Annotated in this window: 19 protein-coding genes; 8 read left to right on the forward strand and 11 right to left on the reverse strand. The window is 65.5% G+C overall.

Annotated elements, in window-relative coordinates; translation table 11 throughout:
* Window position 1: 1 nt before the first annotated feature.
* Entirely contained in the window at window positions 2–1,126 is a 1,125-nt protein-coding gene (locus tag SOM28_RS20770; protein ID WP_147936838.1) for a toxic anion resistance protein, read from the reverse strand.
* Window positions 1,127–1,273: 147 nt separating this feature from the next.
* On the opposite strand from SOM28_RS20770, the gene SOM28_RS20775 reads away from it, so the two are divergent.
* The gene (locus SOM28_RS20775) at window positions 1,274–3,079 is read left to right on the forward strand and encodes a DUF885 domain-containing protein (protein WP_320469299.1); all 1,806 of its coding nucleotides are present in this window, start codon (window positions 1,274–1,276) and stop codon (window positions 3,077–3,079) included.
* A gap of 7 nt (window positions 3,080–3,086) precedes the next feature.
* Here SOM28_RS20775 and SOM28_RS20780 read toward each other — a convergent pair whose 3' ends face one another.
* Window positions 3,087–4,604, reverse strand: a complete 1,518-nt coding sequence (locus tag SOM28_RS20780; protein ID WP_320469300.1) for a PKD domain-containing protein — start codon at window positions 4,602–4,604, stop codon at window positions 3,087–3,089.
* A gap of 274 nt (window positions 4,605–4,878) precedes the next feature.
* On the opposite strand from SOM28_RS20780, the gene SOM28_RS20785 reads away from it, so the two are divergent.
* Both SOM28_RS20785 and SOM28_RS20790 read left to right on the forward strand, forming a co-directional pair.
* Entirely contained in the window at window positions 4,879–6,285 is a 1,407-nt protein-coding gene (locus SOM28_RS20785) for an FAD-binding oxidoreductase (protein WP_320469301.1), read from the forward strand.
* A 200-nt stretch (window positions 6,286–6,485) separates the two neighbouring features.
* Window positions 6,486–7,604, forward strand: coding sequence for a zinc-binding metallopeptidase family protein (locus SOM28_RS20790; RefSeq protein ID WP_320469302.1), 1,119 nt, complete (start codon window positions 6,486–6,488; stop codon window positions 7,602–7,604).
* A 76-nt stretch (window positions 7,605–7,680) separates the two neighbouring features.
* Here the strand turns inward: SOM28_RS20790 and SOM28_RS20795 are convergent, their stop codons facing one another.
* Window positions 7,681–8,706, reverse strand: a complete 1,026-nt coding sequence (locus SOM28_RS20795) for an alpha-E domain-containing protein (protein ID WP_320469303.1) — start codon at window positions 8,704–8,706, stop codon at window positions 7,681–7,683.
* A gap of 1 nt (window position 8,707) precedes the next feature.
* On the reverse strand, window positions 8,708–10,120 hold the full coding sequence (locus SOM28_RS20800; protein WP_123068592.1) for a circularly permuted type 2 ATP-grasp protein: 1,413 nt from the start codon (window positions 10,118–10,120) through the stop codon (window positions 8,708–8,710).
* Window positions 10,121–10,283: 163 nt separating this feature from the next.
* Between SOM28_RS20800 and SOM28_RS20805 the strand changes: the two genes are divergently transcribed.
* The 3 genes from SOM28_RS20805 to SOM28_RS20815 are packed head-to-tail and all read left to right on the forward strand — an operon-like array spanning window position 10,284 to window position 17,138.
* A complete protein-coding gene (locus tag SOM28_RS20805; protein ID WP_320469304.1) occupies window positions 10,284–13,643 on the forward strand; it encodes a transglutaminase family protein in 3,360 nt (1,119 codons plus the stop codon).
* A gap of 34 nt (window positions 13,644–13,677) precedes the next feature.
* On the forward strand, window positions 13,678–16,218 hold the full coding sequence (locus SOM28_RS20810) for a circularly permuted type 2 ATP-grasp protein (protein ID WP_320469305.1): 2,541 nt from the start codon (window positions 13,678–13,680) through the stop codon (window positions 16,216–16,218).
* Window positions 16,215–17,138, forward strand: coding sequence for a transglutaminase family protein (locus SOM28_RS20815; protein WP_320469306.1), 924 nt, complete (start codon window positions 16,215–16,217; stop codon window positions 17,136–17,138). The genes SOM28_RS20810 and SOM28_RS20815 overlap by 4 nt, the downstream gene beginning before the upstream one ends.
* On the opposite strand, the gene SOM28_RS20820 is transcribed toward SOM28_RS20815, so the two are convergent.
* The gene (locus tag SOM28_RS20820; protein WP_320469307.1) at window positions 17,139–17,789 is read right to left on the reverse strand and encodes a hypothetical protein; all 651 of its coding nucleotides are present in this window, start codon (window positions 17,787–17,789) and stop codon (window positions 17,139–17,141) included. It abuts the gene before it with no gap.
* Window positions 17,790–17,959: 170 nt separating this feature from the next.
* Between SOM28_RS20820 and SOM28_RS20825 the strand changes: the two genes are divergently transcribed.
* On the forward strand, window positions 17,960–18,409 hold the full coding sequence (locus SOM28_RS20825; RefSeq protein ID WP_320469308.1) for a carboxymuconolactone decarboxylase family protein: 450 nt from the start codon (window positions 17,960–17,962) through the stop codon (window positions 18,407–18,409).
* Between the two features lie 194 nt (window positions 18,410–18,603).
* On the forward strand, window positions 18,604–19,344 hold the full coding sequence (locus tag SOM28_RS20830; RefSeq protein ID WP_123068536.1) for an HAD family hydrolase: 741 nt from the start codon (window positions 18,604–18,606) through the stop codon (window positions 19,342–19,344).
* Here SOM28_RS20830 and SOM28_RS20835 read toward each other — a convergent pair.
* From SOM28_RS20835 to wecB, 6 genes are all read right to left on the reverse strand, one after another.
* Complete coding sequence (locus SOM28_RS20835; protein ID WP_320469309.1) at window positions 19,293–19,760, reverse strand: hypothetical protein; 468 nt, start codon at window positions 19,758–19,760, stop codon at window positions 19,293–19,295. The two genes, SOM28_RS20830 and SOM28_RS20835, sit on opposite strands and share 52 nt — an antisense overlap.
* Window positions 19,753–20,958 (reverse strand): MGDG synthase family glycosyltransferase, encoded by a 1,206-nt coding sequence (locus SOM28_RS20840; RefSeq protein ID WP_320469310.1) that lies wholly within the window; start codon window positions 20,956–20,958, stop codon window positions 19,753–19,755. The genes SOM28_RS20835 and SOM28_RS20840 overlap by 8 nt, the downstream gene beginning before the upstream one ends.
* Window positions 20,959–21,036: 78 nt before the next feature.
* Window positions 21,037–22,209, reverse strand: coding sequence for a glycosyltransferase family 4 protein (locus tag SOM28_RS20845; protein WP_320469311.1), 1,173 nt, complete (start codon window positions 22,207–22,209; stop codon window positions 21,037–21,039).
* Window positions 22,209–23,420, reverse strand: a complete 1,212-nt coding sequence (locus tag SOM28_RS20850) for a TIGR04063 family PEP-CTERM/XrtA system glycosyltransferase (RefSeq protein WP_320469312.1) — start codon at window positions 23,418–23,420, stop codon at window positions 22,209–22,211. Before SOM28_RS20850 ends, SOM28_RS20845 begins: the two co-directional genes overlap by 1 nt.
* Before the next feature lie 20 nt (window positions 23,421–23,440).
* A complete protein-coding gene (gene wecC / locus SOM28_RS20855; protein WP_320469313.1) occupies window positions 23,441–24,721 on the reverse strand; it encodes a UDP-N-acetyl-D-mannosamine dehydrogenase in 1,281 nt (426 codons plus the stop codon).
* The gene (gene wecB, locus SOM28_RS20860) at window positions 24,705–25,841 is read right to left on the reverse strand and encodes a non-hydrolyzing UDP-N-acetylglucosamine 2-epimerase (RefSeq protein WP_320469314.1); all 1,137 of its coding nucleotides are present in this window, start codon (window positions 25,839–25,841) and stop codon (window positions 24,705–24,707) included. The genes wecC and wecB overlap by 17 nt, the downstream gene beginning before the upstream one ends.
* Window positions 25,842–25,903: the final 62 nt, after the last annotated feature.

The raw sequence follows: 25,903 nt of genomic DNA on the forward strand, positions 1-25,903 counted from the left end.
ATTACGCCGCGCCTGGCGAGAACCGGGCGATCAGCTCCTGCTCCAGCGCCTGCAGTTTCGGCAGCTCGTCGCGGCGGCGTTGCTGGCCTTCGTTCGAGATCTGTTCGAGCTTGTCGAACGCGGTCACCAGCTGCGTCTGCACGTGCTGCGCGGTTTCAAGGCTGACGATGGAGCGCTGCTTGGCGCGCGCGACCGTCTCGGTATTTTCCAGCAGCATATCGGCCTGGGCGCGGAAGGCCGCGTCGGTGGCGTCGTAGGCGGCGTTGGCAACCGCCGCGCTCTGCTTGGCTTCCAGCTGCAGCAGGTAGAGCGAGAACACATTGCGCCAGGCCGGGATCGACACGTTGACGATGTCGGTGAAGGTGTCGGTCAACGCGCGCGCATTGTCTTGCGACAGGCGGATCTGCGGCACCATCTGCGTGGCCATCAACATCGCGCGGCGCAGGTCGTCGATGCGTTTTTCGAGACGCTCGAGACGGCGCCTGAGTTCCGTCGCCTGCTGCGCCTCGAAGGCATTGGCCGCCGCGGTTTGCTGCGCGACCGCCTGGCGCAGGCGGTCGGCCCAGGCCTCGCCCTTCTTCACGTCGGCATCCAGGCCTTGATAGTAGATCTCGAGACCCTTGTACATCTCGTCGAAATCGTGGATGCGCGCCCGGTGCACATTGGCGTGGCGCGTCATCTCGGACACCAGGGTATCCATGCGCGACTCGACCACCTGGTATTGCGACAGCATCTTTTCCTTCACCGAGCCGAACATGTTCGACACGCGCGACAGCAGGCCGCCCGATTTGAGCTTGGCCGGGTCCAGCCCCTTCGAGGTGGCGATCAGTTCGTTCAGCTGCGTGCCGAAGACGTCCGCGTCCGAGGCGCGCACGGTGCCCAGCAGCTTGGCCGACACCTTCGCCACACCCGGGCCAGCGGCGCTGCCCAGGGTCTCGATGGCCTTGTCGTCGATGCCGGTGAGGTCGACGGGGATCACCGGTGCTGCGCTCGCCTCCGGCCGCAGTGCCGGCAGCGCGTCCGGCGTGATGGACGGATCCAGCAAGGGCGGCAGACCGGCGGCAGGCGTCACGGGGGTCGTCGACGCGGCCTTCGCTTCGTCATCGGAGGAGAACAGCGGTTTCATGGAATCCCTCTGGGTTGGTATGACAACATCAATAGCTTACCACTGGACAATCGGGCTGCAAGGGTTTCTGCGGCGAGCAGTCTGCCTCTTGTATTGCACCTGGACCATCATGCTATTCTTACATTGCCCTGACCACCTAGAGAAGACATGACCCGCTCGCTCCCCAATACCCTACGCACTGCGCTGCGCACGGCGCTGTGCACTGCGCTATTCGCCGCCCTCCCCGCCGTCGCCCAAGTCAAGACGCCGGCCACGCCGGAAAAGATGAACCAGTTGTATAGCGACTACTGGGAAGACTACCTGCGCGAAAACCCGATCGCCGCCACCTTCAATGGCGACCATCGCTACAACGACCGCTTCGGCCCGACCTCGTCGGCCGAGAGCCGCAAGCAGACCCGCGCGCTGGCCGAAAAATACCTCGCCAGCAGCGACAAGTTCGATCCGGCGCCGCTGCCCTCGGAAGACCGCATCAGCTATGACCTGCTGCGCTACCGCCTGCAGCAAGACCTCGACAGCCTGCGCTTCCCGTCCGACCTGGTGCCGGTGGATCAGTTCTCGGGCCTGCATCTGTTGATGGCCCAACTGGGTTCCGGCGCCTCGACGCAGCCGTTCCAGACCGTGCAGGATTACGAGAACTGGCTCAAGCGCGCCGCCGGCTACGCGCCGGCCGTCGACGACAGCATTGCCAATATGCGCGCCGGCATCAAGCAGGGCATCGTGATGCCGAAGGCGCTGATCCAGCGCGTGCTGCCGCAGCTCGAGAACGTCGGCAGCGACAATCTCGACACCAGCACCTATATGGGGCCGACGAAGAAATTCCCGGCGTCCTTCAGCGCCGCCGACAAGGCACGCCTGACTGCAGCCTACGGCAAGATGGTGCGCGAACAGCTGGCGCCGGCTAACCGCAAGCTGCTGGCCTTCATGAAGGATACCTACCTGCCTGCGGGCCGCGACACGGCCGGCATCGGCTCTCTGCCAGGCGGCAAGGAGTGGTATGCCTTCCTCGCGCGCCGCTCGACCACCACCGATCAGACGCCGGAGGAAATCCACGAGATCGGCCTGCGCGAAGTCGCGCGCATCCGCGCCCAGTTCGAGGAAGCCAAGGTCAAAGTCGGCTTCCAGGGCACGCTGAAGGAATTCTTCAATCACCTCAATACCGCGCCCGAGCTGCGCTTCAAGTCGCGTGAAGAGATCCAGGCGGCCTACGAGGCGATGCGTCCGCGCGTCGAGGCCAAGGTCGACCAGCTGTTCGCGCGCGTGCCCAAGGCGCCGTTCGAGATCCGTCCGGTGGAAGCCTTCCGCGAGGTGAGCGCGGCCCCGGCCTCTTACCAGCGCGGTTCGGTCGACGGCAAGCGTCCGGGCGTCTTCTACTTCAACGCCTACAAGCCGGAGACCCGCACCAACTTCACGACCACCGCCTTCTTCCTGCATGAAGCCATTCCCGGCCACCACTTCGAGCGCAGCCTGGCGCAGGAAACCACTGGCCTGCCGGCCTTCCGCCGCTTCGGCGGCAGCACCGCCTTCTCGGAAGGCTGGGGCCTGTACAGCGAAATGCTGGGCCAGGAAATCGGCATGTACAACGACCCATGGCAGTGGGTGGGCCGCCTGACCGCCGAAATCTGGCGCGGCGTGCGCCTGGTGGTCGATACCGGCATCCACTCGAAAGGCTGGACGCGCGAACAGGCGATCGCCTACTTCATGGACAACGTGCCGCAGAACGAAGTGACGGCGGTGCAGGAAGTCGAGCGCTATATCGCGATTCCGGGCCAGGCCCTGAGCTACAAGATCGGTGAACTGAAGCTGCGCGAACTGCGTACGCGCGCCGAGAAGACCTTGGGCAAGGACTTCGACCTGCGCGCCTTCCATAACGAGGTGCTGTCGCACGGCGCGGTGCCGCTCGACGTGCTCGAAGCGGCGACCGACCGCTGGATCGCGGCCCAGAAGAAGGGTTGATTGCCTCCTACGGCGCAGTCACTTCCACCTCCTGGCTGACCACGGTGCGACGGCCATCCCGGCCGACCACCGTGGCCGTCACCGTGTAGTTCCCCGGCGCCGAGAAACTGTGGCTGGCGCGCGCGCTGGCCACGCCGCCGCGCTCGTCGATCCGGCGCGCCGCCCCACCACTGCCGTCTCCCCACGACCAATCCACGCCGCGCGTGCCGACCTGGTCGCCATCCACGAACGACACCGACGCCTGCAGCGGCGCACCGACCTCGATCGTGCGTGCTGCGACAATCGGCCCGACCGTGGGTCCGGCTTTGCGCCCATCATTCGGCCTGAGTAATACCAGTCCGGCATTCGAACTGGCCACGATTTCACCCCGCTCGTTGATCGCCATCGCGTGTTCAAGCACCAGCGTCGGCGGCACGCGCCGCAGGCGCCAATTCAGGTCCAGCATGCCGCTGCCCGCGGTCCAGACGAAGGCGCGCATGGCGCCGGCCTTGTCCTCGGCAAAGCCGACGATCTGCCCCTTTGCATTGACGCCGCGCGCGACCGAGGTCCTGCCTCCCAGGGTGCCGAGTTCGCGCATGCCGCTGCGCCGTGTCCATGACATCGCACGCTGGCGTCCGTCGGCAAAACCGATGCCGCCGGCGATGTGCAGGCCCGGCGTCATCGCATTGACCCAGGCCGTGGTGCCGCGGCCGATCCCGAGGTCGACCATGCCGGTGGCGCGCGTCCACAGGAAGGGGCGATCGCCGCCATCGTCCCAGGAAGCCAGGCGATTGCCCGCCACCTCGCCCCCGGCGCCTACGGCCACAGGCGAAGATTCGACGCTGCCCAGCGTGTCGATGTCGACCAGGCCGCTCGCACGCGTCCAGGCGAACACGCGCGTGAATTCGTCGTCGATCGTGGTCACGCCCGCGATCAGGCCGGCGTCGTTGAGTACGCGGCCGGCAGGTTGCTGGAAGGCCGGCGTGACGCCCAGGTCTTCCACGCCGCCGGCGTGACTCCAGCGGAACGGACGCGCCGAGTCGCCGAATGAGCCAGTGACGACGCCGCGGTTGTTGATGGCCCAGCCATACGAGCGGCCCCGGCCCGGTTCGGCGCGGATGTCGAGCATGCCGCCACCCGTGCTCCAGACGAAGGCGTTCTCGACGCCCTGTTCGTTGATCGAGGTGCCGGCGATCTGGCCGGCCTCGTTCAGGTCGTTCGCATACGTGATGCCGCCGCCCAGCGAGCCGATGTTTTTTATCGCGGCGCCGTCAAAGAAGAAACCCGTCGTGCGCCCGCCGTTCACCATCGAGAATGCCACCTGGCCGGCGGCGTTGATGTCGGGGTAGGTCGCGATCGTGCCGGGGCCGAGGTTGATTACGCGGTAGCTCGTGCGCTGCGTGCCATTTTTTCCATCCACCTCGCCTGACGCCGGCTGCGCAAGCGCCGTTGCGGATGTCCACATCGCGACCACCAGCAAGGCCAGGCGGGACAGCCCCGATATCGGGCTGCCGGTCGACACATCGTTTCTTCGAGCGATACGCATGCATGTCTCCATTAAAAGTGGTACGTCGGGCCGGTCGCCATGGATGGCGCCGGGAAGGGGCTCCATCATGCGTTGCAGCCGATGCGCACGGTATGTCGCAGCTCGCACTTGCGCCGCCGTTTGTGCTGGACCAATGGCCTCTTCCATGGCCCGACGTTGTCGATTCTCCAGTTCCTATTCCTGCGCTCTATTTCCATCTCATGAGCTTGCGTCAACGCACATCGCCTTCCTATCATGAAGCGAGGCGTCGAACCAACCATCTGCGAGGTGCGTCATGAACACGTTGACGAATGGGCAGTTCAATGAGTTACGGGGTGTAATACGAGGAGAAATCCTCCAGGCCAATGATCCGGGCTACGACGATGCCCGTGCCGTCTGGAATGCGATGATCGACCGGCATCCGGCCATCATCGTGCGCTGCGCCGGCACGGCCGACGTACGCGCGTCGCTGGCCTATGCGCGCAACCACCAGCTGCGGCTGGCCGTGCGTGGCGGCGGCCACAATATCGCCGGCAGCGCGCTGTGCGATGACGGGCTGGTGATCGACCTGTCGCGCATGAAGTCGGTGCAGGTCGATCCGGAGCGACGCCGCGCCTGGGTGGAAGGCGGCGCCACCCTGCGCGACTTCGACCACGAAGCCCAGGCCTACGGATTGGCGACGCCGCTGGGCATCAACTCCACCACCGGCGTGGCGGGCCTGACCCTGGGTGGCGGCTTCGGCTGGCTCAGCCGCACGCTGGGCCTGGCGGCCGACAATCTGCTGTCCTCCGAGATGGTTACTGCCGACGCCGGGCGCCTGCAGGTGAGCGCGACCGAGCATCCCGACCTGTTCTGGGCCATTCGTGGCGGCGGCGGCAATTTTGGCGTGGTCACGCGTTTCGAGTTCGCCCTGCACCCGGTGGGCCCGCACATCAAGGCCGGGCTGATCGTCTATCCGTTTGACCAGGCCCGGTCGGTGTTGCAGCAATACCGCGATGCCGTCGCTACCATGGCGCCCGACCTCACGGTCTGGGCCGTCCTGCGCAAGGCCCCGCCATTGCCGTTCCTGGCGCCGCAAGTGCATGGCCAGGACGTGCTGGTGCTGCCGGTGTTTTCCCCATCGCCGAGCGACGCCGTGGACGCCGGCATCGCGCGCATGGCCAAGCTGGGCGAACCGCTGGGCATGCATGTCGGCCCCATGCCCTATGCGGCCTGGCAGCAGATCTTCGATCCGATGCTCACGCCAGGCGCGCGCAACTACTGGAAATCGCATAATTTCGCGCAACTGAGCGACGGGGCCATCGATGTCGTCATGCGCTATGCCGGCAACCTGCCCACCTCGCAGTGCGAAATCTTTCTTGGTCTGTTGGGCGGCCAGGCCGGGGCGCCGCCGCCGCAGGCGACCGCCTATCCGCACCGCGACGCGCTGTACGTGATGAACGTGCACACGCGCTGGGACGATCCGGCCGACGACGAACGTTGCATTGCCTGGGCACGCGATTTCTTTGCGGATGCCACGCCGTATGCGAGCGGCGGCGTCTATGTCAACTTCATGCCGCAGGACGAAGGCGAGCGTACGTCCGATGCGTATGGCGCCAACTATGCGCGCCTGGCGCAGATCAAGGCGACCTACGACCCGGACAATCTGTTCCGTACCAATCAGAATATTCGGCCGGCGTCCGCTGCAGCTGCGGCCGGCTGACCCGCTGCGGCTTCGCTGGCGCCGCAGAAACGGCGCCAGCGGCCGGAACTCGCCATCGTTGTGTCCGCACTGCTCATTGCAGCAAGCTCGTCGCACGCGCGCACGATATGCGGCGTTGTCTGACACGTGCCTGCCGGGATCGGTTTTGCTGTTAGATTATTAATATCGAATACGCCCGTCAGCCCACTCTTATTTCTGCCATGAAAACCTTTCACTGCGACAAGTGCTCACAACAGATTTTTTTTGAAAACACCCTCTGCTTCAACTGCGACAGCACGCTCGGCTACCAGCCGGCCACGCGCAGCGTCAACAGCTTCGAGCAGACCGAGGAGGGCCTGTGGCGCAGCCTGAACCGCACCGACGCCGGCAAGGTCTATAAACAATGCAGCAACTATGTTCAGCACAATGTATGCAACTGGATGCTGCCTGCGGATGACCCTCACGATTTATGTGCCTCGTGCCAGCTGACCGTGATCATCCCGGCGCTGACCTCCGAAAAAAACCGCATCCTGTGGGCGCGTCTCGAAGCGGCCAAGCGCCGTCTGCTGTTTTCGCTGGCGACGCTGAACCTCACCCCGGCGTCGAAGGAAAACGAGCCGGAGACCGGCCTTGCATTCCAGTTCCTGGAAGACGGCGTGACGGACCAGTGCGTGATGACCGGCCATGCCGACGGCGTGATCACCCTGAACATCGCCGAAGCCGATCCGGCCGAGCGCGAACGCACGCGCGAGCAGATGCACGAGCGCTATCGCACGCTGCTGGGCCATTTCCGTCACGAAAGCGGCCATTACTATTTCGACCGCCTGGTGGCCAATAGCCCGTGGATCGACGAATACCGCTCCCTGTTCGGCGACGAGCGCCAGGATTACGGCGAGAGCCTGAAGCGTCACTATGAGAACGGGCCGGCCGACGACTGGGCGGAGCGCTTCGTGAGCAGCTATGCCAGCTCGCACCCATGGGAAGACTGGGCCGAGACCTGGGCCCACTACCTCCATATGATCGATACGCTGGAGACGGCGCACTCCTGCGGCCTGCAGCTCAAGCCGCGCAAGGCCGACGAGCCGGCGCTCGACGGCATCACCTTGCCGACCAGGACGGACGCGTTCGACGATACCCTGAGCGACTGGTTCGCGCTGACTTATGTGCTCAACAGCCTGAATCGCAGCATCGGGATGCCGGACTCCTATCCGTTCACGCTCAGCCCACCGGTACTGGAAAAGCTGCACTTCGTGCACCGCGTCGTGCGCGCCCAGATCAAGCAAGCGACGGCGCCGGTCAAGCCGGCCGCGACGCCGGCGCCTGCCACGCCGGGCGCCTGAGCCGACGCACCGTCATGAAGCCCGCACCGCCGTTTTCCTCAAAACGGTGCGGCGCGCGCCATGCCGGTGCATCCCGTCACGCCGTCTGGGTCTGGGTTTGCGTCATCCCGCCCAGGGTCTGCGTCTGGGATTGAGTCTGTCCTTCTTCGGAAGAAACCGGCTCGATCGGGATCAGGAAGTCGCGGCTGATGCCGTTGCCCAGTGCGTCGACCGACGCCAGGAAGCGGGTCAGGAAGGCGTGCAAGCCTTCTTCGAGGATGTCGCCGATCGGGGCCGACTGCAGCATGGCGTACAGTTCCATGGCCAGGCGCTCGGTATCGTGCGACTGCGCATTGCGCACGTCCTTCAGGTTGGCCACCACCGCGGCGATGCACGCCACCAGCGAGCGCGGCATTTTCTCTTGCAGGATCAATAGCTCGGCCACGCGCTTCGAGGTGATGGCGTCCCGATAGACCTTGCGGTAGGTCTCGAAGGCGGACACCGAGCGCAGCAGCGCCGCAAGCTGGTAGAACTCCGCCTGCGTCCCGGCCTGGACCGCATCGTGCGCTCCGAACCTGAACTTGACGTCGAGGATGCGCGCCGTGTTGTCGGCCCGTTCCAGGAAGGTGCCGAGGCGGATGAAGTTGAACGCCTCGTCCTGGAGCATGGTGCCCAGCGTGACGCCGCGCGACAGGTGCGAGCGGTACTTGACCCATTCCAGGAACTGGCCGGGATCGTGCTCGAAGGTGCGCTTGCCGAGATGCTGCTGCAGCATCAGCCAGGTCGTGTTCTCGGTTTCCCATACCTCGGTGGTCAGGGAGCCGCGCACGGCGCGCGCGTTCTCGCGGGATGCGCGCAGGCAGCTGGTGATCGAGGACGGGTTGTCCGGATCGCGGACCATGAAGTCGATCACGTTCGCTTGCGTCAGCGCGGGGTACTTGGCCTCGAACTGCGCCTCCAGCTCGGACACGCCCAGCATGCTGCGCCAGCCCTTTTGCTCGGCCTGCGCCGACTGCGGCATCAGCGAATACTGGACCCGGACATCGAGCATGCGGGCCGTGTTTTCGGCCCGCTCGGTGTAGCGGGCCATCCAGAACAAATGATCTGCGGTGCGGCTCAACATGCTAGTTCTCCAAAATCCAGGTGTCCTTGGTGCCGCCGCCCTGCGACGAATTGACCACCAGCGAACCTTCCTGCAGCGCCACCCGGGTCAGGCCGCCCGGCACCATCGACACGGTCTTGCCCGACAAGACGAAGGGACGCAGGTCGATGTGGCGCGGCGCGATGCCCGCTTCGACATAGGTCGGGCAAGCCGACAAGGCCAGCGTGGGCTGGGCGATATAGCCGTCCGGGTTGGCCACCAGGCGCTCGCGGAAGGCCTCGATCTCGGCGTGGGTCGAGGCCGGCCCGACCAGCATGCCGTAGCCGCCCGCGCCGTGCACTTCCTTGACCACCAGCTCGGGCAGCCGCGACAGGGTGTACGCGAGATCTTCTTTCTTCCGGCACTGGTAAGTCGGCACGTTGTTCAGGATCGGTTTTTCGCCCAGGTAGAACTCGATCATGTCCGGCACATAGGGATAGATCGACTTGTCGTCGGCCACCCCGGTACCGATGGCATTGGCCAGGCCGACCCGTCCGGCACGCACCGCGTCGAGCAGGCCCGGCACGCCCAGGGTGGACTCGGCGCGGAAAGCGCGTGGATCAAGGTAGTCGTCGTCGATGCGGCGATAGATGACGTCGACCTGCTTCGGCCCGCGCGTGGTGCGCATATAGACGGTGTCGTCGCTGACATACAGGTCTTGCCCCTGCACCAGCGCCACCCCCATCTGCTGGGCCAGGAAGGCGTGTTCGAAATAGGCAGAGTTATGCATGCCCGGCGTGAGCACGACCACGGTCGGATCGTCGAGGCCGTGCGGCGCCACGGTGCGCAGGTTATCGAGCAGCAGGTCGGGATAGTGCTCGACCGGCGCCACGCGGTTGCTCGCGAACAGCGCGGGGAACAGCCGCATCATCATCTTGCGGTTTTCCAGCATGTAGGACACGCCGGAAGGCACCCGCAGATTGTCTTCCAGGACGTAGAACTCGCCCTCGCCCGCGCGCACGATGTCGACCCCGGCGATATGGGCGTAGATATTCGAAGGCACCCTGACGCCCTTCATGGCGGGCCGGTACTGCGCATTGTTCAGGATCTGTTCGGGCGGGATGATGCCCGCCTGCAGGATATCCTGGTCATGGTAGACGTCGTGCAGGAAACGGTTCAGTGCGGTCACCCGCTGCACCAGGCCGGCCTGCAGCTTGGCCCACTCGGCGGCGTCGATCACGCGCGGGATGATGTCGAAGGGGATCAGCCGCTCCTTGCCGGCATTGTCGCCGTAGACGGCGAAGGTGATGCCCACCCGCTGGAAGGTCAGCTCGGCCTCGGCCCGCTTTTGCGCGATCAGTTGCGGCGACTGCAAGGCAAGCCAGCGCGCGAAGGCGTCGTAGTGAGGCCTTGCTGTTGCCGCAGAGGAATACATTTCATCGTAAAATTTCGGCATCGGATCCTCCAGTGGCATAGGTGCAATCAAGAAACGTGCCAGCTCGGCGGCGCCGCACCAGCGAATTATATTGCGGGTATGAATCATGCTTGTGCACAGTTGAAACAGGAATATATCGATGTGCTGGTATCGTTCGTGACCACCCCTATAAAGGCATTCCCGCATGGCTATCCGGATCGCGCTGCACCACAAGACCAGCTACCGTTATGACCGGCAAGTCGCCCTCTCGCCGCATGAGGTGCGCCTGCGTCCGGCCCCGCATGCGCGCACGCCGATCCTGTCGTATTCGCTGTCGGTGCTGCCACAAGAGCATTTCATCAACTGGCAGCAAGACCCATACGGCAATTACATCGGCCGTTTCGTGTTCCCGGAAAAAACGGACACACTCGAGTTCACGGTCGACCTGATTGCGGACATGACCGTCATCAATCCCTTCGATTTCTTCATCGAGAGCTATGCCGAGAATTTCCCCTTCGCCTATCCGGCGCAACTCAAGGCGGAGCTGAGCGCGTATGCCCAGGCCGAGCCGCCCGGTCCCCGCCTGCTGGCCTGGGTGGAGGCGGCGCGGCGCGAGCTGCTGGCGCAGCCGATGAATACCAACGACTTCCTGGTGGCGATCAACCAGCGCCTGCAGCGCGATATCGCCTACCTGTTGCGGATGGAGCCTGGCGTGCAGACGCCGGAAGACACACTGGAAAAGTGTTCCGGCTCATGCCGCGACACCGGCTGGCTGCTGGTGCAGATCCTGCGCGAAATGGGGCTGGCGGCGCGCTTCGTCTCGGGCTACCTGATCCAGCTGCGCGCCGACCAGGAAGCACTCGACGGTCCGAGCGGCCCCCTCGAAGACTTCACCGACCTGCATGCCTGGACCGAGGTGTACATTCCCGGCGCCGGCTGGATCGGACTCGATCCGACCTCGGGCATGCTGGCGGGCGAAGGCCATATCCCGCTGGCCTGCACCGCGCTACCCTCGTCGGCGGCGCCGGTGACGGGCTTCAGCGACCAGGCCGAGGTCACCTTCATCCACGAGATGACGGTCACCCGCATCCATGAAGACCCGCGCGTAAGCAAGCCGTACACGGAAACCGACTGGCAGGCCATCGACCGTCTCGGCCAGCAGGTCGATGCCGATCTGCTGGCCCAGGACGTGCGCCTGACCCAGGGCGGCGAGCCCACCTTCGTCTCGATCGACGATATGGACGGACCGGAATGGAATACCCTGGCACACGGCGACAAGAAGCGCGAACTGGCCGGCAATCTGATGCACCGGCTGAAAAACCACTTCGCGCCGGGCGGCATGCTGCACTATGGCCAGGGCAAATGGTATCCGGGCGAGCCGCTGCCGCGCTGGGCCCTGAATATCTTCTGGCGCGTCGACGGCCAGCCAATATGGCTCGATCCGTCCCTGTTCTCGGACGAATATATCGACGATGGCTATGGCAGCGAGGAAGCCGGCCACTTCATCGTCGAGCTGGTCAAGTCGCTCGGCCTGCCGGCGGGCAGCGCCATCGCGGCCTATGAAGACGTGCTGCTGCAGGCCCAGCGCGAGCAGGCGCTGCCGCGCAACCTCGATCCCTTGCAAGCCGACCTCAAGGCGCCGGAGGAACGGCGCCGGCTGGCGCGCCTGCTCGAGCGCGGCCTGGGCCAGGTGGCCGGCTATGTGCTGCCGCTGCAGGCGAAGGAATACGACCCGGCCGTCATGCTCGGCACCAGCTGGCGCACCTCGCCCTGGCCGCTGCGGCGCGAAAACCTGTACCTGCTCGAGGGCGATTCGCCGATCGGCCTGCGCCTGCCGCTGGCCACGCTGCCGTGGGTGCTGCCCGAAGAACGCGATCCCGGGTTCGATGTCGATCCGTTCGCGCCGCGCGCCGCCTTGCCGGCCGTGAAGAAGGACCGGCGCCCGGTGCTGGGTCTGGCCGCCGGCAAATCGGCGGACAAGGCCGCCAGGGCCGGCAAACCGGTTACGCCGGCCGCGCCAGCCGAACCGGCCGCGCGCGACGTGATCCACACCGCGCTGTGCGTCGAAGTGCGCGCCGGGCGCCTGTATGTGTTCATGCCGCCGCAAAAGCGCATCGAGGATTACCTGGCGCTGGTCAGTGCGGTCGAAACCACTGCCGCCAGGCTCAAGATGAAGCTGCGGATCGAAGGCTATGCACCGCCGCGCGACCCGCGCATCAAGTTGCTCAGCGTCACGCCCGACCCTGGCGTCATCGAAGTCAATATCCATCCGGCCGCCACCTGGAATGAGCTGGTGCACAACGTGACGACCCTGTACCAGGAAGCACGCCTGACGCGCCTGGGCACCGAGAAATTCATGCACGATGGCCGCCACACAGGCACCGGCGGCGGCAACCACGCCACCCTGGGCGGCGCCAGCGTCGACGACAGCCCGATGCTGCGCCGGCCCGACCTGCTCAAGAGCCTGATCACCTATTGGCAGGTGCATCCGGCCCTGTCCTACCTGTTCTCGGGCACCTTCATCGGGCCGACCAGCCAGGCGCCGCGGGTCGACGAGGCGCGCGACGACAATCTGTACGAGCTGGCGATCGCCTTCCAGCAAATGGACCAGGTGCTGCCCACCCTGCACCCGGGCGACAAGCCGTGGATGGTCGACCGCCTGCTGCGCAACCTGCTGGTCGACCTGACCGGCAATACGCACCGCGCCGAATTTTCGATCGACAAGCTGTATTCGCCGGACGGCCCGACCGGCCGCCTGGGTCTGGTCGAATTCCGCGCCTTCGAGATGCCGCCGCACGAACGCATGAGCCTGCTGCAGATGCTGTTGCTGCGCGCGCTGGTGGCGCGCTTCTGGAAACAGCCCTGCCAGGCCCGTCTGGTGCACTGGGGCACCGCCCTGCACGACCGCTGGATGCTGCCGCATTTCGTCGCCCAGGATATCCGCGACGTCGCGCGCGACCTGCGCGCGGCCGGCTATGCCTTCGAAGACCGCTGGTTCGATCCCTTCATCGAGTTCCGCTTCCCGCGCTTCGGCAGCGTCGTCTACGAGGGCGTCGAGATGGAGTTGCGCCAGGCGATCGAGCCGTGGAATGTGCTGGGCGAGGAAGTCTCGGCCGGCGGTACCGCGCGCTATGTCGATTCGTCGGTCGAGCGCATGCAGCTGAAGGTCACCGGCCTGACCGACGGCCGCCACGTGGTGGCCTGCAACGGCCGCATGCTGCCCTTGCAACCGACCGGCGTGCCCGGCGAGTACGTGGCCGGCGTGCGTTTCCGGGCCTGGAGCCCGTGGTCGGCGCTGCACCCCAGCATCAAGGTGCAGGCCCCGCTCGTCTTCGACCTGGTCGACACCTGGAATGGCCGCTCGATCGGCGGCTGCACCTATCATGTGGTGCATCCGGGCGGGCGCAACGAAACGGGCTCGCCGGTCAATGCCAACGCCGCCGAGGCGCGCCGGGTTGCGCGGTTCTGGCCGCATGGCCATACGCCGGGCCCGTTCACGGTACGCAAGGAAGAGCCCAATCCGGGCTTCCCGATGACGCTGGATTTGCGCTGGCAGCCGGTTTGACCTATTGTTTCGTACCAAACGTATTGCTGCCTTCATGTCCAACCAGTTACTAGCCCATTATCTCGCCGCACCGGACGGTTTCGATGAAATGCTCGACGCGGCGAAGATGCCGCGTGCCCACTGGCGTGCGCTGCTAGCCAACCTGGAGCAGGAAGCGCCGGGCATGATGCGCCAGCGGCGCGAGATGGTGCAGCGCCAGGTGCGCGAGAACGGCGTGACCTATAACGTGGCCGCCGACGCCCACGGCAAGCAGCGGCCATGGGACCTGAACGTGCTGCCGCTGATCCTGCCGCACGAGGAATGGAGCGGCATCGAGGCGGCCGTGATCCAGCGCGCCACCTTGCTCAACAAGATTCTGGGCGATGTGTATGGCAAGCAGGAGATGCTGCACGAGGGCCTGCTGCCGCCGGCGCTGGTCGACGGCCATGCCGGCTTCTTGCGCCCTTGCCACGGCATGCGGCACCACGACGACGTCGCCCTGCATTTCTACGCGGTCGACCTCGCGCGCGCGCCGGATGGCCGCTGGTGGGTCATGGCCGACCGCACCCAGGCGCCGTTCGGCGCCGGCTATGCGCTGGAAAACCGCGCCATCATCGCCCCCACCTTCCCCGACCTGCTGCGCCAACTGAAGGTGCAGCCTCTCGGCAGGTTCTTCCGCACCATGCACGACAGCCTGGTGCACTGGGGGCGCTTGTGCGCGGCGACCGGCGACCATCCCGCGCCGCTGCGCGAGGGCGAGGCGCCGCTGATCGTGCTGCTCACGCCAGGCCCGCGCAGCCAGAGCTACTACGAACAGGCCTACCTGGCGCGCTATCTCGGCCTGCCGCTGGTCGAAGGCGGCGACCTGACGGTGCGCGATGGGGTGGTGTACCTCAAGACCCTGGCCGGCCTGCACCGGGTGCATGTGATCATGCGCCGGGTCGACGACGAATCGTGCGATCCGCTCGAACTGCAGCACTCGCTGCTGGGCGTGGCGGGCCTGACCCAGGCCGCCATGCGCGGCAATGTGCTGGTCGCCAACAGCCTCGGCTCGAGCCTGCTCGAATCGGGCGCCCTGCTCGGCTTCCTGCCGGCGCTATCGAAGCGCCTGCTGGGCGAGCCCCTGAAAATGCCGTCGGTGGCCACCTGGTGGTGCGGCGAGCCGAGCGCGCTGGACACCGTCATCGCCAGGCTCGATCGCCTGGTCATCAAGCCCAGCTTTTCACAGCGTCCGCAGGCTGCGCTGTTTGGCCAGGACCTCGATGGCGAGGCGCGCGCGGCCTTCGTCGCCAGGATGCGCGCCAATCCCAACGATTACATTGCCCAGGAACTGGTGCGGCTGTCGCAATCGCCGGTATGGCGGGACGGGCCGGCGCCTGGCCTCGAGGCGCGCGCCGTCGGCCTGCGGGTGTTTGCCTGCGCCACCCCGAACGGCTATGTGGTGATGCCCGGCGGCCTGACCCGGGTGGCTACCGGACCGGATGCGCGGGTGCTGACGATGCAGATGGGCGGATCCAGCAAGGACACCTGGGTCCAGGCGCGCGCCAGGGTCGAAGTGCACCGCCTGCAGCAGCGCAGCATCTCGGGCCGCGACCTGGTGCGGGAAGACACCAACCTGTCTAGCCGCGTGGCGGAAAACCTGCTGTGGTTCGGACGCCATGCGGAACGCACCGACAATATCTGCCGCCTGCTGCGGGTCGCGCTCGATTTCTTGTTCAACGTCCGTTTCGACCAGCGCGGCGCGGAATGGCCGACCGTCGAGGCGCTGTGCATCTGGTTCGGCCTGCTCGACGAAGGCAAGAAGCCGGCCGGCCCCGGCGCCAGCCAGGCCGGTCCCATCTTCACCGATGCCGAGATCGAGTCGGCCCTGCTGACGGCGGTCGTCTCGCCCACGGTCCCCGGCCTGGCCCGCCAGCAGCAGCAGTTGCACCGGCTCGCCGGGCTGCTGCACGAACGCTTCTCGGTCGACAACTGGCGTGCACTGAACCGGATGGTGCAGCCCGCCGCCGCCGCCGGCGAGCGGCCTTCGCAGTCGGGGGTCATGACGATCCTCGACGATGCCGCCGCCGCGCTGATGACACTGGCCGGCTTCGCCCTCGATGGCATGACGCGCGATCTTGGCTGGCGTTTCATGTCGATCGGACGCCGCCTGGAGCGCCTGCAATTCCAGAGCGTGGTGCTGCAGCGCGCGCTCGCGATGGACGGGAGCGGCAACCTCGACTGGCTGCTGGAGCTATCCGACAGCATCATCACCTACCGGGCCCGCTACCGGGCCCAGCCCGAATGGCTGCCGGTGCTCGACCTGCTGCTGCTCGACGAGACCAATCCGCGCTCGATCGTCTTCCAGCTCAACGGCATCCTGGGCACGCTGGGAAAGATCGAACAGACCAACGGTCCTTGCGGCACGCATATGCTGGCGCCCCTGAAAACGGAGCTGCTCGCGCTCGCTCCGGACACCGACCTGAAGCACGGCAATCCCCTGCTCGGCGGTTTGCTCGACCGGATCGGGCGCGCCAGTGCGGCCCTGTCCGAGCAGATCAGCGTGCAATTTTTCAGCTATACCGACAACGGCCGCCAAAGGAACCGCACGTCATGATCGATTTCGCGGCGAACGGCGTATGCGCGCGCTATCGCGTGGTGCATGAAACCCGCTACCGATACAGCAGCACGGTGACCCTGTCGCAGCAATTCCTGCACCTGACGCCCCGCTCCTTCGCCTGCCAGCAGACCGAATCGCACCTGATCTGGCTCGACCCGGCCGTCAATGACGGCAAGGATGGCGTCGATTACTTCGGCAACATCACCCGCCACGTGGCGCTGGCCGTGCCGCACGACAGCCTGCTGGTGCATGCCGAATCGACGGTCTCGCTGCGCGCACGCTACACCCTGGCGCAGATCGCCGCCACGCTGCCCTGGGAGTGCGTGCGCGACATGATGGGCAAGGAAAAAAGCGCCGCGACGCTCGAAGCCTGCCGCTATCTGTACACCTCGCCCCACGTCAAGAGCTTCCCGGAGCTGGAAGCCTATGCCCGTGCCAGTTACACCCCCGGCCGGCCGCAGCTCGATGCTGCGCTGGACCTGACGCACAGGATCTTCGACGACTTCGAGTTCGATGCCAAGGCGACCGAGATCTCGACCCCGCTCGATCAGGTATTGCGCGGCCGGCGCGGGGTCTGCCAGGATTTCGCCCAGCTGATGATCGGCTGCCTGCGCAGCATCGGCCTGCCCGCGCGCTATGTCAGCGGCTACATCCTGACCCATCCCCCCGAAGGCAAGCCGCGGTTGATCGGCGCCGACGCTTCGCACGCCTGGGTGTCGGTGTTCTGCCCGGCGCTGGGCTGGGTCGATTTCGATCCGACCAACCGCTGCCTGGTGCAGCATGAACACATCACGCTGGGTTGGGGCCGCGACTTCAGCGACGTGACCCCGTTGCGCGGCATCGTGCTCGGGGGAGGCAAGCAGGAACTCGAGGTCCAGGTGACGGTGACGCCTTTGCCCTTGCTCGAAGGGGCGTAACTAGGCGCCATCCTTGTGCCCAAGTCCGGCGGGGATGGGCATGCCCCCGCCGCCGCCGTCCATGCCGCCGCCCCGGTTTCCACCGCCGCCGGCCTCGCCTTTCGCACGACCGCCACCACCCTGCGTGCGCGTCGGTCCTTGCAGCGGAATCATCACCTCATCCGGCATCGGATCAAGATCCAGCGCCGCGCGAATGAAGGTGCGCAGGCTGACGACCAGCTCCGCCGTATGAATCGGCCGCCCCGCCGCAAGGTCGGCCGCCGCCTGCGCCGCCAGCCGGCAGTGCTCTTCGGTGCCAAGCAGCAGGATGTCCGCCAGCGCGGCTTCGACGGCATCGCGGATGCGGCGTGAGCGGTCCGAGCTCGCGGTTCCATCACTTCCCCCCTCTTCGCCCGATCCGGCCCGCTCGCGCAGGTCGCGCAGATGCGTCGGATCGACCGTCAGCTGCCCGGTGAACGAGCCGCCCAGGGTGCGGTAGGCGGCGATCAGGGTTTTCAGGCGCTCGTTGATCTGGCGGTTCATGCGCTCGCGGCGCTGCTGGATGGTCTGAATCATGAGGATGCGGATGCCCACCCCCAGCAAGGTAAACACGGCAAGCCCGATGATCGTCGTCATCGCGCCTTGCCACGAACTGAAATCCATATAGCGCATGCTGGTTCCGGTGCTTGTCATCGATGCAAGACAGTGTACCGATTCAAGAAAATACGCCTCGGCCGATTGATTTTTTGCGCGCGATGTCACACAACCGTCGCCTCGCTCGTCTACCAGGCAGCCGGCCTGTTCGCCGGCATCGACTCGTTCAACCTGAGGAAACAAGACAAATGAATCGCGAAAACTGGATCCAGGCCTCGCCTGAAGGCGCCCAAGCGCTGGGCGGCGTCCATCACTACGTCACGAAGAACACCAATCTTCCCTCCCCACTGATCCACCTCGTCTTCCTGCGGGTGTCGCAAATCAACGGCTGCGCATATTGCATCGACCTGCACTCGCGCGACCTGGTCAAGGAAGGCGTGTCGGTCGACAAGCTGGTTCTGGTCCCGGTCTGGCACGAAGCGGCCTACCTGTTCTCGGACCAGGAACGGGCGGCGCTGGCCTGGGCCGAAGAAGTTACCCGCGTCAGTGAAACCCATGCGTCCGACGAAGCCTATGCCGCAGCCTCGAAAGCATTCGATTCCAGGGACCTGGTCGACCTGACGATCGCCATCGCCGCCATGAACGCGTTCAATCGCATGGGCATCAGCTTTCGCCTGAAACCGGCCGCCAAGGCCTAGCCGCAGGCAGGCTTGAATGAAGCTGTGTCCTGAAAACCTCAGTCAAGCCTGCATCCTCACGTCGCGCATCGCAAACGGCGAACATCCGCCGTTTTGTCACACGCCTGTCATTACGTGGGCGGATGATGGTCAAAAGTGAGCTCCGGCATGTGTTCACGCCGGACCGGCCAACGCTACCCGGATGCGCAGACATCATGTACAAAAGCGACAAGAAGCTCTTGATCCTCGATGCGGACGGCACCACCATCGATGCCTTCTCCGCCATCGAAGCGGCATTCTCCCACCATGGACTGGTGATCGGCGACGAGACCCGGTTCCAGAAGCGGCACAAGCTGCTCAAGTACATGGGCGGGCTGAAGGAATTCCCCTCGATCATCCGCAAGAACCTGCGCAAGAACAGCCGCGCCCAGCTGATCGACACCCTCACCGGCATCTACCGCCAAGAGGCCCGGCTCTATGACGGCATCGCCGACCTGATCCGCGAGCTGATCGCCGCGCCCGACATCACGGTCGGCATCGTCACGCGCAACGTCACGATCGAACCCCTGGAAACCCTGCGCCAGCTATTCCTGCGCCACGACATCGACATCGCCGAACTCGACTTCCTGGTCCACATTCCCCTCAAGGAGACCAAGACCGCCCAGTTCCGCGCCACGCGCGAACAGTTCGGCGTCAACCCGGCGCGCGCCTTCATCTGCGGCGACGAACACAAGGACTTCATGGCGGCGGTCAGCACCGGCATGCACCCGTTCATGGTCTCCTACGGCTTCGAATGCCACGACCGGCTGACGACCAAGTTCGAGATCCCGCACGAGCTGATCTCACGCAGCTCGGCCGAGCTGTGCTGCCGGATCCGGCACGCGCTCGACCTGGGCGTGCTGGCTCAGGCGCCGTACCAGAACAGCAGCAGGCTGATGGCGCCGAATATCCAGTAGTCGACCGGCGCGCCGAACGCCCAGTGCTTATGCCAGGGCACGAGTTCCTGCTTGAAGCGGCGCCAGCCGAAGGCCGGGTTGATGACGAACCACAGGTAGTCCTCGACGATCCAGAACAGCATGATCGACGCCGCCACGCAAGCTTCCAGCTTCCATGACCACTGCCCCATGAAGAACAGCGGGAAGTGGAAGATCAGGCCGATGAAGGCGAACATCCACAGATGGTAGCCGGTCAGCGCGCGCCCACCCATGAAGATGTCGAGCAGCGGATGCTGTTCGATACGCCAGGTCGGCAGGTTCGCCGCCCAACCGGCTTCGCCCTCGATTTCCACTTCCACCCGCGCGAACAGGTAGGCCGCCACCAGTACCGCACCCACCATCGATACGACCCTGCCACCATCCGACAATTCAACCATAAGCCTCTTCACATAGATGTTCACACTGCGGTTTGCACTGCGGTTCCAACTGGCCCAGCACGGTTTCCAGCACCTGCATGGCGGCGTGCGGCCGGCCCAGCGCCCGCGCACGGGCGGCCATGGCCTGCAGCTGTTCGGGATGCGCCAGCAGGTGGCGGACCCGGTATTCGAGGGTGGACAGGTCGGACGCCTTGAGCGCCGCCCCCTGCTCGAGCAGGTAGTTCGCGTTGTGCTCTTCCTGCCCCGGGATCGGCGCATTCACGATCATCGGCACCCCCATCGCCAGGCATTCGGCGCTGGTGGCGCCACCCGGCTTGGTCACCACCAGGTCGGCGCAGGCCATCAGGCGCTCGACACGGTCGATAAAGCCCTGCGGCGCCAGCCGGCCCGGATAACGCACCGCCAGCCGCTGCAGGGCGGCCAGCTCGGCGGCATTCTTGCCGGCCAGGGCGATCAGCTGGAAGTCGCCGGGGATGTAGAGGAGTTTTTCCGCCACCCGGCTCAAGCCGCCCAGCCCGGCCCCGCCGCCCATCAGCAGCAAGGTCGTCAGCGCAGGGTCGAGGCCGAGCTCGCGGGCGCATTCTTCACGTTCGTGCACCTGGGAAAACGCCGGCATGGTCGGAATGCCGGCCACGTGGACCGCCTGCGCCGGGATGCCCTGCTCGCGCATGCGGAACGCCACTTCGTCGTTGGCGGCGAAGTAACCGGCGACGTGCGGGTGGATCCACATGCGGTGCAGGTCGAAGTCGGTCACCTGCACCCAGACCGGGCAAGCCAGCTTGCCGGCCGCGATCTGCTGCGACAGGATCTCGGCCGGCTGGAAGTGGGTACAAATGACGGCGTCCGGCGCCAGCGCGGCGATCTCGTCGGCCAGCAGGCGGCAATCGCGCCGCTCGACCCAGCGCCGCAGGCGGTTGAACCAGCCGTCCGGATTGGCCTCGTCGGTCAGCCGGTACACATGGCGCCACAGGCCGGGCGCGCGGCCGATCAGGAGCAGATAGAAGTTGGTGTAGACCTTGCGCAGGCGCGGCGCGGCGAAGGCCATCGCGTCCAGGTGAATGACCTTGACGTCGCCATAGTCGGCTGCAGCGCGGGAACGGATGGCCTCGGCGACCCGGGTATGGCCGGCGCCAGCAGGAATGCTGAGCAAGAGAATCTTTTTCCCAGCAATGCCTTGTTGAAAGTCGCCCTGCCTCATGCACACGCCCCTCGGGTCACGGTATGCAGGCGAATGTAATCGCGAAATATGACCCGCCCATGACGGCGGGGTGGACAATTACGCCAGGGCCAGCGACTCGCCCTGCTTGAGGATGGAGCGGAACAAACGCAGCTGGCCGGCCGTGGTGTCATCCCAGCTGAAGCCTTCGGCATAGCGGCGCACGGCGGCGCGGTCGGGGTAGTTCGCGCGCAGCCGCTTGACGCCTTCGGCCACACCGTCGGAGGTCCGCTCGTTCATCAGCACACCCGCCTCCGGCGCCGCCACGACTTCGGGCGTGCCATATACGCGGCTGGCCACCACGGGGGTGCCGCAGGCCATCGATTCGAGCAGCACATTGGCCCAGCCTTCGCGGCTGGACGACAGCACCATCGCGTCGGCCTTGCCATACTGGACGCGCAATTCCTGCTGCGAGACGGCGCCCAAAAAGGTGACGCGGTCTTCCAGTTTCAGTTCGCGCACGAGATTTTCGAGCATGCCCCGGTTCGGGCCTTCGCCTGCGATCACCAGGCGCACGCCCGGCAACTGGGGCAAGGCGCCAATGGTCAGTTCCTGGGCCTTGACCGGCACCAGGTGGCCGACCGTGATCAGGGTGAACGGCCGCTCTTCACGCTGCTCCGGCGGCCGGAACAGCTGCAGGTCGACGCCATTGCGCAGCGCGACGACGCGCGCCGGATCGATGCCCAGCTTGACCACCTCATCGCGCAGCGCATTGGCCACCGTGATGATGCCGTCGGCGCGGCTGGCGGCCCAGTGGATCATCTTGCGCGGCAGCGCGAATTTGGGGAATAGCGTGATGTCCGAACCGCGCGCCGTGATCACGAAAGGCTTGTTGAAGTAGCGCGCCAGCATGGCCGCCGCCACGCCGTCCGGATAAAAATAGTGGGCGTCGATCAGGTCGAAATCATAGCCCTCGTCGATCATGCGCGCGATCGTGCCCTTGGCCGACTGGAACAGCAGCGCCGGCGCCACGTTCATGCCGATCTTCGGCACCACGAGATAGGGCGGATGCTCGACCTGGATGCCGTGGCGCACCTCGCGCCGCGGCACCCTGGCCTGGCGCGCATACTGGCCGAAGCGCGGGTTCTGCGACGGGAACCACGGCGCCGGCGCCACCACGCGCGCCTCGACCTGGCCGCTGGCGACCAGGTGGCGCAGCCGGGTTTCCACAAAAATGCCGTGGCCCGGCTTTTCGCTGTTCGGGAACAGCGTGCTGAACGTCAGGATCTTCATCAGGCCGCGGCTCCGGTCAGGCGGCCGTAGATGCTCTTGTAGCGGCCCACGCTGGCTTTCCAGTTGCGCTCGCTCTCCACGAACTGGCGGCCGGCCGCGCGCAGCGCCGGCCATTCGGCCTGGGCGTCGATCAGGGCGCCGACCTTGACGGCCAGCGCCTGCGGATCGTCGGCCTTGAACAGCACGCCGGTCTTGCCGTCGACGATCAGTTCCTTGTGGCCGCCCACGTCGGACGCCGCCAGCACCCGGCCCTGGGCCATCGCCTCGAGCGGCTTGAGCGGCGTGACCAGGTCGGTCAGGCGCATCGACAGGCGCGGATAGACCAGCACGTCGAGCAGGTCGTAATACATCTGCACCTGCTCGTGCGGTACGCGGCCCGTGAACACCACCTTGTCGACGATGTCCAGGTCCTTGGCCAGCTGGCGCAGGCGCGCGTCTTCGGGCCCGCCGCCGACCAGCAGCACGCGCAGGTCTGGACGCTCGGCGGCCAATGCCGGCACCGCGCGCAGCAGGATGTCCAGGCCCTCGTAGGCGTAGAACGAGCCGATGAAGCCGATCAGGCGCGCGCCTTGCAGGCCGAGCTTGGTCTTGAGGTCCTGGTCGGCCACGCCGCCGACGGCGAACTTGTCGATGTCGACCGCGTTGGGGATCACCGTGATCTTGTCGGCCGGGATGCCGCGCGCCACGATGTCGCGGCGCAGGCCTTCGCAGATGGTGGTGACGGCGTCGGCCTGCTTGAGCGCATGGGTTTCCAGCGCGCGCGTCAGGCGGTAGCGCAGGCCGCCCTCGCTCGAGGTGCCGTGGTCGACCGCGGCGTCTTCCCAGAACGCGCGCACCTCGTACACCACCGGGATGCCGAATTTTTTACCGGCGCGCAGGGCCGCGATCGCGTTGAGCGACGGCGAGTGGGCGTGCAGCACGTCCGGCTTGATCTGCGGGATGATCTCGGACAGGCGGCGCTCGAGACCGTCGATCACCTGCTTCTGGTTCAGCACCGGCAGCTTGGCCAGCGGGCTGTCCGCGACGGCCGTGCGGTAGAAATGCAGGCCGTCCACCGTTTCTTCGCGCATGTCTCCCGAGTTCTGCTTGGAACCCGTCACATGGAAGGTCTCCCAGCCCAGCGCGCGCTGTTCGCGCAGGATCGATCGGGTGCGGAAGGTGTAGCCGCTGTGCAGCGGAATCGAATGATCCAGGACGTGGAGAACACGCATGAGGAATTCCTTTACGAGCGTTAGCGGCCGGTGGCGCTGAGGTAGCCGCAGGTATCGATGATCACCTTGTCGGCGAACAGCGACTCCTTGAGCGCCAGGAACGGCTTGTGATTGACCAGCATGACGACGATCTGCGAACGCGCCAGCGCATCCTGCGGCGTGCGCAGCTCGCCCTTGTCCAGGCTGGCCGGCAGCGCCGAGATGTTCGGCTCGACCACGATCACGCGGCTGCTGTGCGTTTTCGCGATCTCGGCGGCGATGTCGAGCGCCGGGCTTTCGCGCAGGTCGTCGATATCGGGTTTGAAGGCCAGGCCGAAGCAGGCAATGGTGACGTCCGATTCCTTGCGCTCGGGGTTGGCGGCCAGGTAGTTCTGGACTTCTTCCCTCACCTTTTCCAGCACCCAGTGCGGCTTGTAGTCGTTGACTTCGCGCGCCGCCCTGATCAGCTTCGACTGCTCCGGCGCGCTGTGCACGATGAACCACGGGTCGACCGCGATGCAGTGGCCACCCACGCCCGGACCCGGACGCAGCACGTTCACGCGCGGATGGCGGTTGGCCAGCGCGATCAGTTCCCACACATCGATATCGAGCTTGCCGCAGATGACGGACAGTTCGTTGGCGAAGGCGATGTTCACGTCGCGGAAGGAATTCTCGGTGAGCTTGCACATCTCGGCCGTGCGCGAGTTGGTCTCGATGCACTCGCCCTGCACGAAGGTCTGGTACAGCGCGATGGCGCGCTCGGAGCAGGCCTTGGTGATGCCGCCGATGATGCGGTCGTTCGACACCAGCTCGTGGATCACCTTGCCCGGCAACACGCGCTCGGGGCAATAGGCCAGGTTGATGTCGGCTTCGTCGTCCGGGCCCAGCGGGATCTTGAGGTCGGGGCGTTCTTCGGCCAGCCATTTGGCCAGGCTTTCGGTGGTGCCCACCGGCGAGGTCGATTCGAGGATGACCAGGTCGCCTTTTTTGAGCACCGGCGCGATCGAGCGCGCCGCCGCTTCGACGTAGCTGACGTCGGGTTCGTGGTTGCCGCGGAACGGCGTCGGCACGGCGATCAGGAAGGCGTCGGCCGGCTGCACCGTGGTGGACGCCTTCAGGTAGCCCTGGTTGACGGCCGCGGCGACGATCATGTCCAGGTCGGGCTCGACGATGTGGGTCTGGCCACTGTTGATGGTGTCGACCGCATCCTGGTTGATATCGACGCCGATGACGTTTTTCTTGCGGGATGCAAACATTGCAGCGGTTGGGAGACCAATGTAACCCAGACCGATCATCGAGATAGTATCAAAGGTGCTGCTCATGTTTTTCTCTTAAAAAGTTAAGGATGCGGGTCGCGGCGGTGCCGTCGCCGTAGGGATTGGTGGCCGAGCTCATGCGTTCGTACTCGGCCGGGTCGGTGAGCAGCGTGCGGATGCCGCCGACGATGGAATCGATGCCGGTGCCGACCAGGCGCACGGTGCCGGCCGCCACGGCTTCGGGCCGCTCGGTGGTGTCGCGCATGACGAGCACCGGCTTGCCGAGCGATGGCGCTTCTTCCTGGATGCCGCCGGAATCGGTCAGCAGGATCGCCGCGCGGTTCATCAGGTAGACGAAAGGCAGGTAGCTCACCGGATCGATCAGGTGCACGTTCGGGTTGCCTTTCAGGATACGTTGCACCGGTTCCTGCACGTTCGGATTCAGGTGCACCGGATACAGCACTTCGACATCGGGCATGCGGCTCACTTCATCCAGCGCGCGGCAGATGTTCTCGAAGCCGTCGCCGAAATTTTCGCGCCGGTGACCGGTCACGAGGATCAATTTCTTCTTGCTGTCGAGGAAGTCGAATTGGGCTTCCATCTCGCGCTTGAGCCCGGTATCGGTTTCCAGCCGCTTGACGACGTCCAGCAAGGAATCCACCACGGTATTACCCGTGACGCAGATATTCGCGGCCGGCACGCCTTCGTTCAGCAGATTCTGTTGCGCATGCTCGGTCGGGGCGAAGTGCAGGCTGGCGATCACGCCGGTCAGGCAGCGATTCACCTCCTCCGGCCACGGCGAGTAGATGTTTCCGGTACGCAGGCCCGCTTCCACATGGCCGACCGGTATCCGCTCGTAATACGCGGCGAGGCTGGTCGCAAAAGTCGTGGTAGTATCGCCGTGAACAAAAACAACATCCGGACGCCACTCGCGCAGCACGCCGCGCATCCCGGTGAGCACCTTCGAGGTGATGTCGGAAAGGTCCTGCCCCGGGGTCATCAGGTTCAGGTCGAAATCGGGCGTGAGCGAAAACAGGCTCAATACCTGGTCCAGCATTTGCCGGTGCTGGGCGGTGACGCAGACCTTGACGTCGACGTCGGGCGATTCGGACAGTACGCGCACCACGGAAGCCATTTTGATTGCTTCCGGTCGCGTCCCGAAAACGGTGAGAACTTTAATAGTCATCTAATTGATTGCTGTCGTGAGACGATCGGAGGCGGCAAACGCCAGTGCGCATTCTGGAAGGA

Origin of the sequence: Massilia sp. CFBP9026, assembly GCF_034045165.1 — a bacterium.
Taxonomy (GTDB): domain Bacteria; phylum Pseudomonadota; class Gammaproteobacteria; order Burkholderiales; family Burkholderiaceae_D; genus Telluria; species Telluria arenae.

Coding starts and splice junctions, on each gene's coding strand:
- SOM28_RS20770 (WP_147936838.1), bottom strand. CDS start 1,126: ATGAAACCGCTGTTCTCCTCCGATGACGAAGCGAAGGCCGCGTCGACG.
- SOM28_RS20775 (WP_320469299.1), top strand. CDS start 1,274: ATGACCCGCTCGCTCCCCAATACCCTACGCACTGCGCTGCGCACGGCG.
- SOM28_RS20780 (WP_320469300.1), bottom strand. CDS start 4,604: ATGCGTATCGCTCGAAGAAACGATGTGTCGACCGGCAGCCCGATATCG.
- SOM28_RS20785 (WP_320469301.1), top strand. CDS start 4,879: ATGAACACGTTGACGAATGGGCAGTTCAATGAGTTACGGGGTGTAATA.
- SOM28_RS20790 (WP_320469302.1), top strand. CDS start 6,486: ATGAAAACCTTTCACTGCGACAAGTGCTCACAACAGATTTTTTTTGAA.
- SOM28_RS20795 (WP_320469303.1), bottom strand. CDS start 8,706: ATGTTGAGCCGCACCGCAGATCATTTGTTCTGGATGGCCCGCTACACC.
- SOM28_RS20800 (WP_123068592.1), bottom strand. CDS start 10,120: ATGCCGAAATTTTACGATGAAATGTATTCCTCTGCGGCAACAGCAAGG.
- SOM28_RS20805 (WP_320469304.1), top strand. CDS start 10,284: ATGGCTATCCGGATCGCGCTGCACCACAAGACCAGCTACCGTTATGAC.
- SOM28_RS20810 (WP_320469305.1), top strand. CDS start 13,678: ATGTCCAACCAGTTACTAGCCCATTATCTCGCCGCACCGGACGGTTTC.
- SOM28_RS20815 (WP_320469306.1), top strand. CDS start 16,215: ATGATCGATTTCGCGGCGAACGGCGTATGCGCGCGCTATCGCGTGGTG.
- SOM28_RS20820 (WP_320469307.1), bottom strand. CDS start 17,789: ATGCGCTATATGGATTTCAGTTCGTGGCAAGGCGCGATGACGACGATC.
- SOM28_RS20825 (WP_320469308.1), top strand. CDS start 17,960: ATGAATCGCGAAAACTGGATCCAGGCCTCGCCTGAAGGCGCCCAAGCG.
- SOM28_RS20830 (WP_123068536.1), top strand. CDS start 18,604: ATGTACAAAAGCGACAAGAAGCTCTTGATCCTCGATGCGGACGGCACC.
- SOM28_RS20835 (WP_320469309.1), bottom strand. CDS start 19,760: ATGGTTGAATTGTCGGATGGTGGCAGGGTCGTATCGATGGTGGGTGCG.
- SOM28_RS20840 (WP_320469310.1), bottom strand. CDS start 20,958: ATGAGGCAGGGCGACTTTCAACAAGGCATTGCTGGGAAAAAGATTCTC.
- SOM28_RS20845 (WP_320469311.1), bottom strand. CDS start 22,209: ATGAAGATCCTGACGTTCAGCACGCTGTTCCCGAACAGCGAAAAGCCG.
- SOM28_RS20850 (WP_320469312.1), bottom strand. CDS start 23,420: ATGCGTGTTCTCCACGTCCTGGATCATTCGATTCCGCTGCACAGCGGC.
- wecC (WP_320469313.1), bottom strand. CDS start 24,721: ATGAGCAGCACCTTTGATACTATCTCGATGATCGGTCTGGGTTACATT.
- wecB (WP_320469314.1), bottom strand. CDS start 25,841: ATGACTATTAAAGTTCTCACCGTTTTCGGGACGCGACCGGAAGCAATC.